Genomic DNA, 14,798 nt, shown 5'->3' on the forward strand with positions numbered 1-14,798 from the left:
GCTAGGACCTGAACCTAGTGCGTCTACCAATTCCGCCACCTGGGCACGTTTCGCTTGCTGCGATGCGAAAGACCGCTATTGTAGCGTGTCCTTGAGGACTGTCAACAGCTTTTTACTGGATCGATCGAAAAAGACGCGCCGCCAGCAGGTCTCGTTGCGGCGCTCGCGCGGCGTGCAGCGATTGCCGCACACCGCGAACGGGTGAATTTTCCCGATGCGTATTTATGCGCGTTTGCCCGCGCACTATCGTTTCGACACGGCACACGTCATCGCGGACACGTGCCGAGCTCCGCCGATACGGCGAACACGGTGCACGCGTTTCATCATCGACGCAACGACGTGCGACGCGGGCCCGGTTCGGCGACTCGATTCGTTTGCGAGCAAATGTGTTACTTAACTGGTAACATTTCGTCGCTCGTTCCCTTTGTATTTGAACAAGGAGTCATTCATGTCGGAAATTGCCGTGGTTTTTCATAGTGGCTACGGTCATGCGGCCGTCATTGCGGAAGCCGTCGCGCGCGGTGTCGAGAAGGTCGACGGCGCGTCGGTGAAGCTGATCCCCGTCGAGGCGATCGACGATCATTGGGCGTATCTCGAGCACGACGCGAACGCAATCATCTTCGGTTCGCCGACCTACATGGGCAGCGCGTCCGCGCAATTCAAGGGATTCATGGACGCGTCGTCGAAGTACTGGGGCAAGTGGCGCGACAAACTCGCGGCCGGCTTCACGGTCTCCGCTTCGCAAAGCGGCGACAAGCTGGCGACGCTGCAGCAGCTCGCCGTCTTCGCGGGGCAGCACCAGATGCTGTGGGTGAGTCTCGGCCTGATGCCCGGCAACAACAACAGCCAGGGGTCGGTCAACGATCTGAATCGGCTGGGTTCGTTCCTCGGCGCGATGGCGCAGGCGAATGCCGATCAGGGCGGCGACGCGATCATCGAGAGCGACCGGAAAACGGCTGAAGTGCTCGGCGAGCGCGTCGCGATTGCGGCGAAGCGCTGGAACGGGCAGGGCGCGTGATTTTTTGTGCCGGAAGTGAAGAAAGGTCGGCTGAGAGCCGACCTTTTCGAAAACAGATGGTGCCCAGGAGAGGACTCGGTCACACGAGCGCGACCCCGGCTGCGCTTGCAAGCGCAGCCTTTCGAGTCCTCGCGCAAAGCGCGCAGGCGCTTTGCTTCCTGGGCTCAAAATGAAAAAGGCCGGCATAAAGCCGACCTTTTTAAAACAGTGGTGCCCAGGAGAGGACTCGAACCTCCACGGTGTTGCCACCGCTAGGACCTGAACCTAGTGCGTCTACCAATTCCGCCACCTGGGCACGTTTCGCTTGGTGCTGCATCGCGAAAGACCGCTATTCTAGCGTGTCTGAAACGTCTGTCAACATAATTTCATCAAAGCGCACGAAATTCTCGCGCCCGTCAGCACGGGCGCTCACGCACCGATCGGCTCCGCCCGTTTCGCGGCGAAATTCCAGCGCAGTGCCTGCCCGGTATCGACGCGCGCCGGCAGCAGTCCGGCAGCGAGAAAGGTGTCGGCGATCTTCTGCTGCTCGCCGAAGTTCGGCCGCAGCACTTCGCGCACGAGGTAGCTGCGTCGCGCGTTGGCGCGCTCGATCGTCGCGGCGTCGAGCCCCCAGATCGGCGCGAGGGTATTCGCCGCTTCCGGCTGATGCGCACGCAACCATGTGCCGGCTTGCGACAGCCGGTCGAACAGAATCTGCACGACGTCGGGGCGGGCCGCGGCGAAACTACTCGACGCGAGGTAGTAGCGCTGATAAGACGCAAGCCCGTCGCCGTCGGCGAGAATCCGCACGTCGGGATTCCGGTCCACCGACGCGACATAGGGATCCCACGTGATCCACGCATCGACGCTGCCGCGCTCGAATGCCGCGCGGCCGTCCGCAGGCGTGAGATAGTGGATTGCCGCATCGGCCGGCGCGAGCTTCGCGCGCGCGAGCGCGGCGAGCAGCAGATAGTGGCTGCCGGCGGCCTTCGTCACGGCGATGCGCTTGCCCTTGAGGTCGGCGAGCGTGCGCAGCGCGCCGTCCTGCTTGACGACGATCGCCTGCGCTTTCGGCGACGGCGCTTCCTGCGCGACATACACGAAGCGCGCGTGCGCGGCCTGCGCGAAGACCGGCACCGTGTCGGCCACGTCGGCGCTGAAATCGACGGCGCCGACGTTGAGCGCCTCGGTCAGCGGCAGCCCGCTCGCGAATTCATGCCACGACACGCGCATGCCGAGCGGCGCGAGCGCCTGTTCGAGCGTGCCGCGCGTCTTGAGCAGCGTGATCAGCGTCGACGATTTCTGGTATCCGATGCGCAGCGCGGTGGGCGCATCGTCGGCGCGGGCGCGGACACCCGCGGCAGTCAGGCCGGCGGCCAGCATCGCGCGCGCGAATGCGCGGCGGTTCATCGACGTCATGAAGCGTGCTCCTTGTCGGTTCGTTTGCATTGAAGCGAGCCGGCTAACGTACCAACGCCGAGCGCGGACGAGAACCGATAAATTCTGCTATCGATCCGACTGGCGAGCATAAGCGGCGCGCACGCGGATTCGCGCGCGCTGCCGGCGAAGGCCGTTCAGCGTGTGTCGGGCACGCCGGTTGCTCGTAGGAACGGCCACACCTTTGTCAAGGAGAGTGACCATGCCCGAACAGAGAGCGATCCAGCGAGCACGCGCCGACAAACGCGCCGGCAAGTCGCCGAGCACGCAAGCCGGCGAGTTCGTCAAGGAGGAGATCGACCGCGTACGCAGCGGCAAGCACGGGGTGCGTTCGGCCAAGCAGGCCGTGGCCATCGGCTTGTCGGAAGCGCGGCGCGCGGGCGTCGACCTGAAGCCGCCCGCGAAGGGCAAGACGAGCGAAGCGACACGCAAGAAGGCGGCACGGGACACCGCTGCGGGTCACGGCAAGAAAAAAACCAGCGCCAGCACCGAATCGAAAGCGAAACGCTCGCGCACGACGACCGCCGTGTTGAAGCGCGAGAGCAAGGAGGGCGCGTCGTCAGCCGCAATGTCGAAGCAGGCGAAGAGCGCTGCCGCGCGTCGTCCGGCCGCGAGCCGTTCTGCCGCCGCGAAGAAGGCCGCGCAGACCAAAGGGGCGGCAGGCCGCTCGGCGGCCGCAAAGAAGGCAGCACAGACGCGCGCGGCACGTGCGCATCATCATCGTTAAAGCACGGACAGGCACGGCGGCGGTCCGCCGATTTCGACCTCGACGGGCCGCCGACCGTCCACGATACGCATAGCCTCGCGTGTTCGCGCGGCATGGCATGTCGCGCGAGCCCCGGTGGTCGCAGCGGCTTGGCGCCGATGCCGGCCGCGATACGACATGGCCGCCGCTCGAGCGCTATTGAGGGGGGGACAGCCGCCTGAAGCGTTTCCACAATCTTTTCATCTGGGCGTAATCGGCGGCCGCGCGCGAAGCCCAGAACCCGCGCACGAAAGCGGCCCCGGCGACGGTATCGGCGGCGTCATGCGGCAGCGAATCGAGCAGACGAGGGGCGACCACGGCATCGTTGCGCCAGCCCAGATCGTCCTGGAGCTCGCTCAACGTCGCCACATAGTGCTTCACCGCCGACTTCGGAAACAGCGACGCAAAGAATTCTGTCGCATACCGAAGTTGTTTCGCCGCGATGCGTGCGCGATGGCGGCGGCGATCGTCGAGATCGGCCAGCCCTCGGCCGCGCTTCAGCAATTTTTTGTGCCGGCGGCGCAGGACGTCGGATGCCAGCCGCTTCACCGGTTTCTGCACGGCCTCGGACGCCTGCCTCGACATGCCGTCACGCCAGCGTGCGCTGTCGAGCCACAAAGTCAGTTGCAGGATCAGTTGCGTGTAACGGACGGACTGCACGGCAGCGGCCGCACTGGCGCGCTTTTCCGTCGCCACGCGCCTGCACGCGCGCTCCACCGCCTGGCGTTCGTGCTCCTTCTCGGTTTGCGCGAGTGCCTGGCCGAGCGTCGAGCGGGCAAGGACCTCCCAGTCGCGCGCCTCGCCGAGCTCCGACGCGATCCAGCGCAGTTCGTCCTGAAGCCCGGGATAGGCGGGGATCATCTTGTCGAACAGATCGAGCGCCGAGCGCAGGCGGCGCAGGCCGACGCGCATCTGGTGCACGCTCGACGGGTCGTGACCGGACACGACACCGCGCTCGTTCGCGTGAACCTGCTCGAGGCAGTTGTGCGCGATCGTGCGGAAGGCGTCTTCGATGCTGTCCCGCTTGTGAAGCGTCACGGGCTTCGCCTTCACCGGCGGCTGATGGTGTTGCAGCAGCATTTCATAGCCGCGATCGGCCTTGCTCATCGGGTCGAAGCGCAGCGGCACCGTTGCGAGCAGTTCGAGCGCAATGTGATAAAGACGCTCGGGGCGGCCTTGCTTCAGTTCCATTTCGACGGCGACGACGGACGCCGAATCCGTCTCGGTTTCGATCGTGCCTTCGTCGATCGCAAACTCGATTTCCTCGCCCGGTTGCGCGCGCAACGGCAGCAGCGTGCGGCGAATCTTCGTGACGAAGCGCGGTCCGAGGTCCGTCGCGGTGCGTTCGTCGCGAATCAGCTTGCCGAGGTCGCTGTCGGCGGGGAGCGAGTCGTTGAACAAACTCAGATCGGGCGCAGGGCCTTCCACCGGCATTTCGAATTCGTCGCGCTCGTATAGGCCTGCCGATGTCGCGCCGTCGATCTTGATGGTCTGGACGGTCTTGTCGCCTTGCATTCGCACGCGCAGCGATGCATTGCAGCGACGAAACGCAAATTCCGATGTGTCGTAGTAGGTGCTGGTCAGCAGTGTGTCCGGCAAGTCGGCGTGCTTGCTGTCCGCGAACAGCGGCGATTCGCGGATGCGGTCGACGTGCTCGCGGTCGACCAGCAGCTTCAGTTCCCTTTCCATTACGCTCCCTCGCGCGTCGTCGTTCCGACGCATTTGCTTCATGGATGGAGGCCATGCGGTAGCAGGCCAGTCCGATCGACACACGCGAGCATTTTTCGCACCTTCCGGCGGCCGCGCGCGGCTTCGACCATGACGATGCGCGCGCCCAACGCGGTCGTGTCCGGTTGCGTCGCGTCGCAGCGCGCCCGGAGCGGACGGATACATTTGCGCCCGGGCGAGAAAAACGTACAAATCGACGCTGTCGTAATCGCTCGGCACGCGTACGCAATAGGCGCGACGTCAGCCGGCCTCGCGGCCGCCGGGTATGGGACTTGCTGCGCACGGGCGTCCGGAACGGCCCGTAGTCGCCATGGAACCACGAGATCCGAAAACTCACGGCCGTGCCGCATTCCGCGGGAGCGAGACGGGTGGCTAAGGTCGGCGTCGTACGGCTCGGCAGGGAAGTCGCGCGCTACGTGCCCGGTATCGCGTGGATCCGCACGTACCGGATCGCATGGCTGCCGGGCGACGCAATCGCGGGCGCGACCCTCAGCGCCGTGCTGGTGCCGGCCGGCATGGCCTACGCGATCGCGTCCGGCCTTTCCGCCGCGTCGGGGCTCTATGCGTCGATTGCCGCGCTGGTCGCCTACGCGGTGTTCGGGCCGAGCCGCGTCCTCGTGCTCGGGCCCGATTCCGCACTGATTGCGCTGATCGCGGCGAGCGTCGTGCCGCTCGCGCACGGCAATGCCGCGCATGCGGCTGCGCTCGCAGGTGCGCTCGCGTTGCTCTCCGGCACGCTCTGTCTGGCCGTCGGTCTATTCCGGCTCGGCTTCGTCACGGATCTGCTCTCCATGCCGATCCGCTATGGCTATCTCAACGGCATCGTCGTCACGATCATCGTCAGCCAGCTGCCGAAGCTGCTCGGTCTGACGGTGCACGAAGCGGCGATTCCGCAGCAACTGCGCGAGCTGGCAACGGCCGTTGCTGCCGGCAAAACGAACCTCGCGGCCTTGTCGATCGGTGTGCTTTCGCTTGCCGTGATCCTCGCGTTCAAACGCTGGATGCCGAGAATGCCGGGCGTGCTGGTCGCCGTGGTTGTCGCGACCATCGCGGCCGCCTATTTCGATCTGGCGGCGCGCGCCGGTATCGGCGTGGTAGGCAGCTTGCCGCGCGGGCTGCCGATACCCGAATTTCCGGCGCTTGCCTGGAGCGAATGGCTTGCACTACCGGCGAGCGCCGCTGCCATCGCGCTGGTGTCGTTGACGGACCTCAGCATGCTGTCGCAGATATACGGATTGCGCAGCGGGGAGCGCGTCGATCGCAATCGCGAATTCGTGGCGCTTGGCATCGCCAATATTGCTGCCGGTCTGTTCCAGGGCTTTGCAGTTGCGGCCAGCGGATCGCGCACGCCCGTCGCCGAGGGCGCAGGCGCGAAGAGTCAGGCGTGCGGCCTCATTGCCGCGCTCATCGTGGCAGCGTTGCTGCTTTTCGTCCCGCAGGCATTGCGCGATACGCCGCAAGCGACCCTTGGCGCCGTAGTCGTTGCCGCGTCGCTGTCGTTGATCGAGATCACCGGCCTGCGGCGGCTCTACCGGCTGCGTCGTCCGGAATTCGCGCAGTCGCTCGCCTGCTTTGTCGGCGTCGTGGTGTGGGGTGTCGTCGTCGGCGTGGGCATCGCACTCGGGCTCGCCGTGCTCGCCTTCCTGTGGCGCGCGTGGCGCCCTTATTCAGCGGTGCTCGGCCGGCGCGACGGCGTGAAGGGCTATCACGACACCGCGCGCCATCCGGACGCACGACGCATCCCGGGACTGGTTCTGCTGCGCTGGGATGCGCCGTTGTTCTTCGCGAATGCGGAAATCTTTCACGAACGCGTGTTGACGGCGGCGCGCGAGGCGCCCACGCACACGCGGTGGGTTGCGATCGCGGCCGAGCCGGTGACGGATATCGATCTCACCGCAGCCGACATGCTGGCAAGGCTCGACGGCGAACTCCACGACGCGGACGTGCAACTCTGCTTCGCCGAGCTCAAGGGGCCCGTCAAGGACAGCCTGAAACGGTATGGGTTGTACGAGCGAATCGGCGAGGACCACTTCATGCCGACGCTCGGTGAAACCGTGTCGGCGTATCTGAAATCGCATTCGGTCGACTGGCACGACTGGGAAGGTGAACGGTGAGGTATCGCACCGGACGACGGCGACGCGTTGCGCGCAGCATCATGCGTCGCGTCGATAGTGAACGACTGCGCCGGTGTTCGGTGCGACGGGGTTGCTGCGCGCGGGCTCGCCGCCGTCCGCGTGACGCTGCGCGAGCAGCACGCAGCGATCGATGAGTTCGCTGAACGACAGCGTCGCCGATACGCCCATCTTCCGCCAAAGCGCCGGGCACTCGGTGTCGCGTCCACACAAGCCGACGACGATGCTGGCCGTCGTCGCGCGCTGGTTCAGCCGGCGTATCAGATCGCGCAGGTACGGCGGCGCATCGACGGCGTCGAGCGAGATCACGGCGATCACGGCCGCGCCGGACAGACGCGGGTCGCGAAAGCCGCTCCTCGGAAAGCGCTCGTAGCCGGCGCTTTCGGCATGCAGCCCGCGCTGGCGCAGCAGACGCACGGCGATGGTCGCGACGACATCGTCCAGCTTGCCGCTGCCCGAGATGCAAAGCACCGACGGCACGCGGTCGGGCGTGCCTTCGTCGGCCGACAACGGCGATGCGGACGGCGGCGTCGGCGCGGCATCGCTGTCGGGCTCCAGGCTATGTACGAGGTCCAGCACCGTTTCGCGGATGCGCCGCAATTGCTTCGGCGAGACGACGCCACGCAGCAGGTCGATTCGTGCCTGACGAAGACCCTCGAGCGCAACGGCGTCGTAGTACGCGCAAAGCGAGCGTTTCTTCAGCAGCGTGTCGGCCTGCGCCAATGCCCGTTCGCGATCGCCGGTCAGCAGGCGTTGATAGAAGCGCTCGCCCGGCGTCAGCGCCGGTCTGTCGCCGAACAGCACGTCGAGGAATTCGAGTCCGCTGACATAGCGCCCCAGAATCACGAGGCAGAGCGTAAGCGGTGTGGAGAGCACGAGACCGACCGGGCCCCACAGCCAGCTCCAGAAAATCGCCGCGACGATCACCGCGATCGGCGAAAGGCCGGTGCTGTGACCGTAGACGAGCGGTTCGAGAAATTGGCCGGCGGCCACTTCGGTCACGGAGAAGAGCACCAGTATCGCGACGATCATCGACCAGCCGGGACTCATGGCGGCGGCGAGAATCGTGGCCGGCAGCGCGGCGATCCACACGCCGACGTACGGCACGAAGCGCATCAACCCCGCAATCACGCCGAACAGCAGCGCGCCCGGCAGGCCGATCACGGCGAGCCCGAGGCTCAACACCGCGCCGACACAGACGTTGACGCACAGCTGCGCGAGAAAGTAGCGGCTCAGGCGACGCGCGGCATCGCTCATTGCCGTCGTGGTGCGGTGCATGTCGCGCGAGCCGGCAAGTCGAATCAGGCGTTCGCGCAGGTCGGCGCGCTGCAGCAGGATGAAGATCGCGGTCACGATCACGATGCCGATCGTCGCGAGCGGGCTGACGACCGGCGAAAGAAATCCTTGCGCGAGCTGCAGCGGCGAAGGCGACGGCTCGTGGACTTCGACGGGCAACGGCGCTTTGTCCGCCGGGCCGGTAGGCCTCGTGTCGGACGTGTGCTCCTCGCGCACGGGCGCCACGCGCTTGAGCGCGTCGATGGTCCGCGTGAGGACCGCATCCGCGTGGACCACGACCGTTTGCTGGATATTGTCGATTCGGCGTTCGATCGCGACTTGATAGCGCGGCAAGTCGGACGCCAGTTCCGCCAACTGCGCGCCGATCAGGAAACCGAATGCCGTCAGCACCGACAAGGCCAGCCAGACGGCGACCAGCACCGAGACGAGTTCGCCGAGACGCAGCCGCCGCAGCAGGTCCACGAGCGGCGCCAGCAGGAGGCTCAGCAGCACGGCGAGCGTGATCGGAATCAGCACCGTCCGCCCGAAATACATCGCGCAGACCATGACGACGCCCGTCGCCAGCGAGGTCAACGTCTTCAAACCCGGCACGGCGGCGGGCGCTATCTTGTGGCCGCGCGGGCCGGCGTCGCTGTGCGCGGCCCTGAAGGGCGCCCTTCGGCCGTTCCTGCGTTGCTGTTCCAGTTTCCTCATGACAGGGTGGCCGGCAACGATCCGGCGATGACGCGCAGGGAGCCCGGCTCGATCGATGGCGATCGGGGCCGGTGCTCGCGGCGACGCGTAATGCGAGGATGACGGGCGGCACGGTCCGGCCGCCGAGCGATCGCCACGCCGGCTGCTGCCAAGGGATCGGCAGCCGGCAGCGAGCGCATCGTTATCCCGGCGATGCAACGATCGTGCCTGACGACGAACTTATGTCGTTCCGGATTTCATCCATGCGATGTGCATCGCAGTCCGTAGAATCAATGCGTCGCCTTGGGCAACGGCAGCGTCGGGCCGGACGGATGGGCTGCGTCCGACACCGGCGTGCCGGGCGGCAGGCGCAGGCCCTTCGATTTCTTGCGCTGACCGGGCGGCGGCGCGCTCGGCTGCTGCGACTGCATTGCCGCGATCAGCTGCTGGCACGGCAGCGGTTTGTGGTTGCTCGGCGCGATCAGCGGAATCAGCGCGGCGAACGGATTGATCAGACCGAGGCCGACCATCGCGCCGCCGCGCACGGCGAGGGCCGTTGCATTCACGCCGACGTGCGGATTCTTGAAGGTGCCTTTGACATAGAGCGGCGAGCGCAGCGAAAAAATGCGGAAGCCTTTCGTGTGCGGATGGATGCCGAGATTCATCGTTTCGTTCTTCATGTCGACCTTGCCGTCGACGTTGATGACGGCGTCGTCGGTATCGAGCGCGAACGCATGCGAATCGAGCACGCCGTCCGTGACGACGAAATCGGCGGCCGCACAGTTGATATGCACATTGCGATTGCCATACATCTTTTCGTAGACGACGTTCGCGACGTTGAGGCCTGCGGCTTCCATCAGCAGACGGCTGAGCGTGCCGTCGGTGACGAGCAGCTTCACCTCGCCGTTCGAACTCGCGGCGAGCGCCGCCGGCGTGTTGCCGGTCGCGGACAACTGCGCGTCGCCGTTGACTTCGCCGAGCGCGCTCTGCATCGTCTTCATGGTCGGCAGCAACTGCTTCAGCTTGAGACCGCGCACGCGCGTCGAGGCGCGCGCCTTGAGCGGCCGTTCGCGGCCGTCGAGATGGAGGTCCGAGGCGATCGAGCCGCCCGCGACGCCGAACTTCAGCGGCTGCAACGACAGCACGCCGTCGGTCATCACGATGTGCGTGTACAGATCGGTGATCGGCAGCGCGGGATCCTTGACGATGCGCCGGCCCGTGAATTTCACGTCGGCATCGATCGCGCTCCAGCGCTCCGTCCGGAAGCCTTCGACCGGCAGCGCCTTGTTCGCCGGCTGGCGCGCCGTGTCGCCGCGCTTTGCCTTGCTCGCGTTGCTGTCGGCGCCCACCACCGGCGCCAGATCCTTGAACTGCAGCAGGTTCGAGACCACGTCGCCCTTGAGCAGCGGCCGCGGCTTGCGCTGCGTATAAACGAGCGTGCCGCTCAGATCGCTGCCACCCACGCGGCTTGAAAATTTTTCATAACGGAACACGCTGTTGCCCGGTTGGATGTTGCCGATCAGGTGGCCCTCGGTGGCATAGGGCGGGGTCTTGGGAAGCGTGATGCCCGTCAATTGATAGAGGCGATCGAGACTCGAGCCTTGCAGCCACAGGCGCAAATCGACGGCAGCGAGGTGCGCGGGGTCGGTGACGGTGCCGACCAGCGCCACGTGCAAGTCGCCCGCCTTGACATCGGCTTGTACCGGCACCGGCCGCGACGCGTCCTGCAACGCGAGCACACCGCCGAGCTTGCCGCTGCCCGACAGCGGCGAATGGTGGTAACTGCCGGTCGCCGTCCAGCCGATGCCGTATTGCGGTTCGTTCGTTTGCGGCGAGGCGGGGGCGGCCGATCCGCTTGCTGCCGGCTTGGCGACCGAAGCTGCGCTTGCAGGCGCGGCACGAGGTGCCGAAGCGCCCGATGTAGCGGAGGTCGGGGATGTAGCCGAGGCCGCCGTGCGCGCCTGCTTGCTGAGCTGTTGCGCGCCGCGCTTGCCGACCGTCTCGGCCGACGCGCTGCGCGATTTGTTTTCCTGCTGCTTGAGGACTTCGCCGATCGGAATCGCCTGCCCGAGCGTGTTGACCGTCACTTGCATCACCAGGCCTTTTTGCTGGTCGGACAGCGCGATGTTGCCCTTGTCGAGCCGGATGTCGTGCAGGTCGAGCTTCCACGCCAGCGGATGCGCGGACGACTTGAACTTGAAGGTCCAGTTGTTTCGTCCGTCGGCGAGCCGCTCGAGATCGACGGAAGGGCTGACGAGATTGATGGTAGGAATCACGATGTCGTGCGTGAGCAGCGGCAGCATCTTCACCTGGAAGTCGATTTGCTCGAGCGTGGCGAAGTACCGCTGCTTTGCCCAGTCCGGGTTCGCGATCGTGATGTTGCGTGCGGCGAAAGTCGGCCATAGCACCCACGCGCGCCAGCCGGTTTCACCGGCGGCGCGATGCCAGCGTACGGTCAGGTCCCCGTTGATCGTGAACGGGCGTCCGATCGCGGCGCTGACCTTGTCGTCGATCAGCGGCCGCGCGCGATTCCAGTCGAACGTGAAAATGAACAGCGCGATCGCCGCGAGCAGAATGATCAGCACCGCGACGAGCCACGCAACGACTTTGCCGATCACGCTGGCGATCGTCCTGCCGGACGCGTTCGATAGGGCCATGGCGGAAGTCTTCTGAGTTCACGGTCCGGCCCCGCGCGGGCCGGGTCGGCAGCAAGACAGCAATCGCCGTACCGCGAACCGGCCGGTTGTCTCCGCGGGCAGGCTCGGAACTTGCTCGCCCGACGAGTGCTTCACCGCCGACGGCGAGCGGAATGGCGCGCTGCCTGGAGGCAGGGGCCGCACTCGGGCCGCGACATCGCGTGGACGCTTGTGTCCGCGGCGCCATCTAGCTCAGTCGCCCGGCGAAGCGAGTGACAGATTTTCCTACCGGATAGAGGAGCAGATCGATGACGAAGTCAGCTGCAACCCACGAGGCCGTACCTGAATCGGGCGGTTCGTTCGTGCTGGATCTGAAAAAAATTCGCGAAGATGCGCGCAAGCACATGGCGGACGGCCCGGTCACGCAAACATACGGCGCGGATCGCACCACGGTGCTGAAGCTGCTCAATGACGCGCTCGCGACCGAGATCGTCTGCACCTTGCGCTACAAGCGGCATTACTTCATGGCGAGAGGCATCAATTCGGAGGCCGTCGCGCAGGAATTCGCGCAGCACGCGACCGAAGAGCAGGAGCATGCCGACCGCATTGCGGAGCGCATCGTGCAGCTCGGCGGCGAGCCCGACTTCGCGCCGGACGGCCTGAAAACGCGCGCGCATTCGGAGTACAAGGAGGGCACCGACCTGACCAGCATGATTGCCGAGAACCTGGTAGCCGAGCGGATCGCGATCGATACGTATCGGGAGATCATCCGGTACCTCGGCGAGAAGGATGTGACCACGCGCCGGCTGTTCGAGGAAATTCTCGCGGTCGAGGAGGAGCATGCCGACGATATGGCCGATCTGCTGCAGGGGCGCGGGCAGTCTGCGGAAGGTGCGTGAAGCCCGGCGCGGGCGTAGCGTGAAATGAAAAAAGGTCGGCGCGAAGCCGGCCTGTTTCGTCAAGCCGAGGGCGCCGGTGCGAGGACTCCGCGACTTCCCATGGTGTGTTGCCGCCGTCTGAACCGGCTCGACTCGGCGGGCGGTAGATGGCAGACGCCTACGACTCTTGTCGAATGCGTTCGAGACCTTGCCGGTAGGTGGTCACCTCGAAGCCCGGGAATCGGCGCTTGAACTTCGTGGAGTCAAAGAGATTGTCCTGCTCGTAGCGCGGCAGCAGCTCCTCGATTTCACGTACTTGCGGCGAGAAGAGACCCGCAATCCGGAAGGCCCATTTCCCTACGATCGAATAGGCCGACTTTTGTCCGAATGCGCGGCTCGCCATCTCGACGAACTCCCGATATGTCGGGCGATCGTCGCAACACGGCAGATGCCAGGTCTGCCCGAACGCGTCCGGCGTATTGCCGAGCGTCGCGAGCGCGCGACTCGCATCGGGCGTCCAGATCAGTGTGCGGCGCGTGTCGTCGCGCAACGGCACTTTCGGTTTCTTGCCGGCTTTCAGCTTGTCGATGATCAGCGCGTTGGTGAAGCTCTGCGTCTTGCCGGGGCCATAGAACTCGGGCGCACGACCGATCAGGACGGGAATGTCGCCGCGCGCCATCTCGTCGAGGACCATCGACGCCATCGCCGCGCGCACCTTGCCCTTGCGGCCGACCGGCGCGAACTGTGTCGATTCCGTTTGCAGCCGGTTGTCCTGCGGGTACATGTAGGTGTTGTCGAAGTAGGCGAACTTGGCGCCTTCCGCCCGGCACGCATCGAGTGCGTTCTTCAACATGACGGGAAACTGCGTTTCCCACAGCTCGGTGTCCGGCGGCAGGCCCGCCGTGAAGTAGACGATCTCGCTGCCTGTCACCGCCTGCGCCGTCTGGCGCGCATCGAGGAGATTGGCCGACACCAGCGTATCGGTGTCATTGACCTTGCGCGGATTGCGGCTGACGAGGCGTATATCCGCCGTGCCGATGCGCCGCAGTTCCCGGGCCAGTTCCGTGGCGATCTGACCATTGGCCCCTAATATCGTTTGCATACCCTTTGCCTTTGCGACTTTGCGCCAAATGACGACAGGCAAGAGGCTAACCTTGAAGGCAACTTCAAGGTCAAGCGGTCAGCCGTTGTTGCGTGTGAGGCCGGCAGCGTATGAGGAAGAGGCTAATGCGACGCAGGCCGCGACAACCGCACTTTGCAAGAAGCGATGCGCGTTGTTGAACATATTGCGGGACACGGATACTCCGTCGGCGCAGAGCCGGGGGCAGTACGCGGATGAACCCGGATCGGCAACACAACACCGTTGCATCAGGCGATGCCGATCCTCGAAATCGATGCAAGCGAGCGGCATGGCGTCGGGACGCGTGAAGCGCCACGATAGACGAGAACCGACTCGCAGCTTGTAGTGCATGCCCTGCAAGGGAACGGGTGCCGTGGGCCGAGCCCTCGGCACCCGTTGCGCTCATCCTCGCACGAACGCGAGCAGATCGGCGTTGATCGTTTCCGCGTTGGAGGTCGGCATGCCGTGCGGGAAGCCGTTGTAGATCTTCAACGTGCTGTTTCTGGCCAGCTTTGCCGACAGCACGCCGGAATCGGCATACGGGACGATCTGGTCGTCGTCGCCATGCATCACGAGCACGGGGATCGTGGTGCTCTTCAGGTCCTCGGTAAAGTCGGTCTGGGAGAAGGCGACGATGCCGTCGTAATGTGCCTTGGCACTGCCCATCATGCCTTGGCGCCACCAGTTCCAGATCACACCCTGCGAGGGTTGCGCGCCGGCACGGTTGTAGCCGTAGAACGGGCCGGCCGGAACGTCGTAGTAGAACTGGGCGCGGTTCGCGGCCAGTTGCGCCTGCAGGTTGTCGAACACATCCTTCGGCAGGCCGCCGGGGTTTTGGTCGGTCTTGACCATCAGCGGCGGCACGGCGCTGATCAGCACGGCCTTCGACACGCGATCTTCGCCATGTCGGGCGACGTAGTGGATGACCTCACCGCCGCCGGTGGAGTGGCCGACGTGAACGGCGCCTTGCACGCCGAGATGGTCGACTACTGCCGCCACGTCGTCGGCATAGTGATCCATGTCGTGACCGTCCCAAACCTGACTCGAGCGTCCGTGACCGCGACGGTCGTGCGCGATGACGCGATAGCCCTGCGACAGGAAAAAGAGCAGGTATCTATAGCAGTGCGGGGTTGACGCCGAGGGGCAAGTCGATGATA

General features: G+C 65.3%; 10 protein-coding genes and 1 tRNA gene. 4 read left to right on the top strand and 7 right to left on the bottom strand.

Translation table 11 applies throughout. The features are described from left to right. Positions 1–448: 448 nt before the first annotated feature. Positions 449–1,018 carry a flavodoxin family protein gene (locus tag ACSHSS_RS27950; protein WP_445545783.1) on the top strand — a complete coding sequence of 190 codons (570 nt, stop codon included), beginning with the start codon at positions 449–451 and terminating at the stop codon, positions 1,016–1,018. A 208-nt stretch (positions 1,019–1,226) separates the two neighbouring features. Here ACSHSS_RS27950 and ACSHSS_RS27955 read toward each other — a convergent pair. Further along, positions 1,227–1,313 (bottom strand) — tRNA-Leu (locus tag ACSHSS_RS27955). Between the two features lie 113 nt (positions 1,314–1,426). Continuing rightward, positions 1,427–2,416 (bottom strand): aliphatic sulfonate ABC transporter substrate-binding protein, encoded by a 990-nt coding sequence (locus tag ACSHSS_RS27960; RefSeq protein ID WP_039222061.1) that lies wholly within the window; start codon positions 2,414–2,416, stop codon positions 1,427–1,429. A gap of 220 nt (positions 2,417–2,636) precedes the next feature. Here ACSHSS_RS27960 and ACSHSS_RS27965 point away from each other — a divergent pair, with 220 nt between their 5' ends. Further along, the gene (locus ACSHSS_RS27965) at positions 2,637–3,161 is read left to right on the top strand and encodes a DUF6496 domain-containing protein (protein ID WP_039222058.1); all 525 of its coding nucleotides are present in this window, start codon (positions 2,637–2,639) and stop codon (positions 3,159–3,161) included. 174 nt (positions 3,162–3,335) lie between these two features. Here ACSHSS_RS27965 and ACSHSS_RS27970 read toward each other — a convergent pair whose 3' ends face one another. Next, the gene (locus ACSHSS_RS27970) at positions 3,336–4,868 is read right to left on the bottom strand and encodes a CYTH and CHAD domain-containing protein (protein ID WP_445545788.1); all 1,533 of its coding nucleotides are present in this window, start codon (positions 4,866–4,868) and stop codon (positions 3,336–3,338) included. 407 nt (positions 4,869–5,275) lie between these two features. Here ACSHSS_RS27970 and ACSHSS_RS27975 point away from each other — a divergent pair, with 407 nt between their 5' ends. Beyond that, positions 5,276–7,021 carry a SulP family inorganic anion transporter gene (locus ACSHSS_RS27975; protein WP_176039069.1) on the top strand — a complete coding sequence of 582 codons (1,746 nt, stop codon included), beginning with the start codon at positions 5,276–5,278 and terminating at the stop codon, positions 7,019–7,021. A gap of 39 nt (positions 7,022–7,060) precedes the next feature. Here ACSHSS_RS27975 and ACSHSS_RS27980 read toward each other — a convergent pair whose 3' ends face one another. Together ACSHSS_RS27980 and ACSHSS_RS27985 are read right to left on the bottom strand one after the other, a co-directional pair. After that, complete coding sequence (locus ACSHSS_RS27980; protein ID WP_445545784.1) at positions 7,061–9,028, bottom strand: AI-2E family transporter; 1,968 nt, start codon at positions 9,026–9,028, stop codon at positions 7,061–7,063. A gap of 269 nt (positions 9,029–9,297) precedes the next feature. Then, positions 9,298–11,664, bottom strand: coding sequence for an AsmA family protein (locus tag ACSHSS_RS27985; protein ID WP_445545785.1), 2,367 nt, complete (start codon positions 11,662–11,664; stop codon positions 9,298–9,300). Between the two features lie 287 nt (positions 11,665–11,951). Between ACSHSS_RS27985 and ACSHSS_RS27990 the strand changes: the two genes are divergently transcribed. Next, positions 11,952–12,542 (top strand): ferritin-like domain-containing protein, encoded by a 591-nt coding sequence (locus tag ACSHSS_RS27990; RefSeq protein WP_059784840.1) that lies wholly within the window; start codon positions 11,952–11,954, stop codon positions 12,540–12,542. Between the two features lie 157 nt (positions 12,543–12,699). Here ACSHSS_RS27990 and ACSHSS_RS27995 read toward each other — a convergent pair whose 3' ends face one another. Together ACSHSS_RS27995 and ACSHSS_RS28000 are read right to left on the bottom strand one after the other, a co-directional pair. Continuing rightward, complete coding sequence (locus tag ACSHSS_RS27995; RefSeq protein WP_445545786.1) at positions 12,700–13,623, bottom strand: SDR family oxidoreductase; 924 nt, start codon at positions 13,621–13,623, stop codon at positions 12,700–12,702. Between the two features lie 420 nt (positions 13,624–14,043). After that, positions 14,044–14,798, bottom strand: a 755-nt coding sequence (locus ACSHSS_RS28000) for an alpha/beta fold hydrolase (RefSeq protein WP_445545787.1), incomplete at its 5' end; no start/stop codon positions are given.

Source organism: Burkholderia sp. BC1 (genome assembly GCF_052683555.1).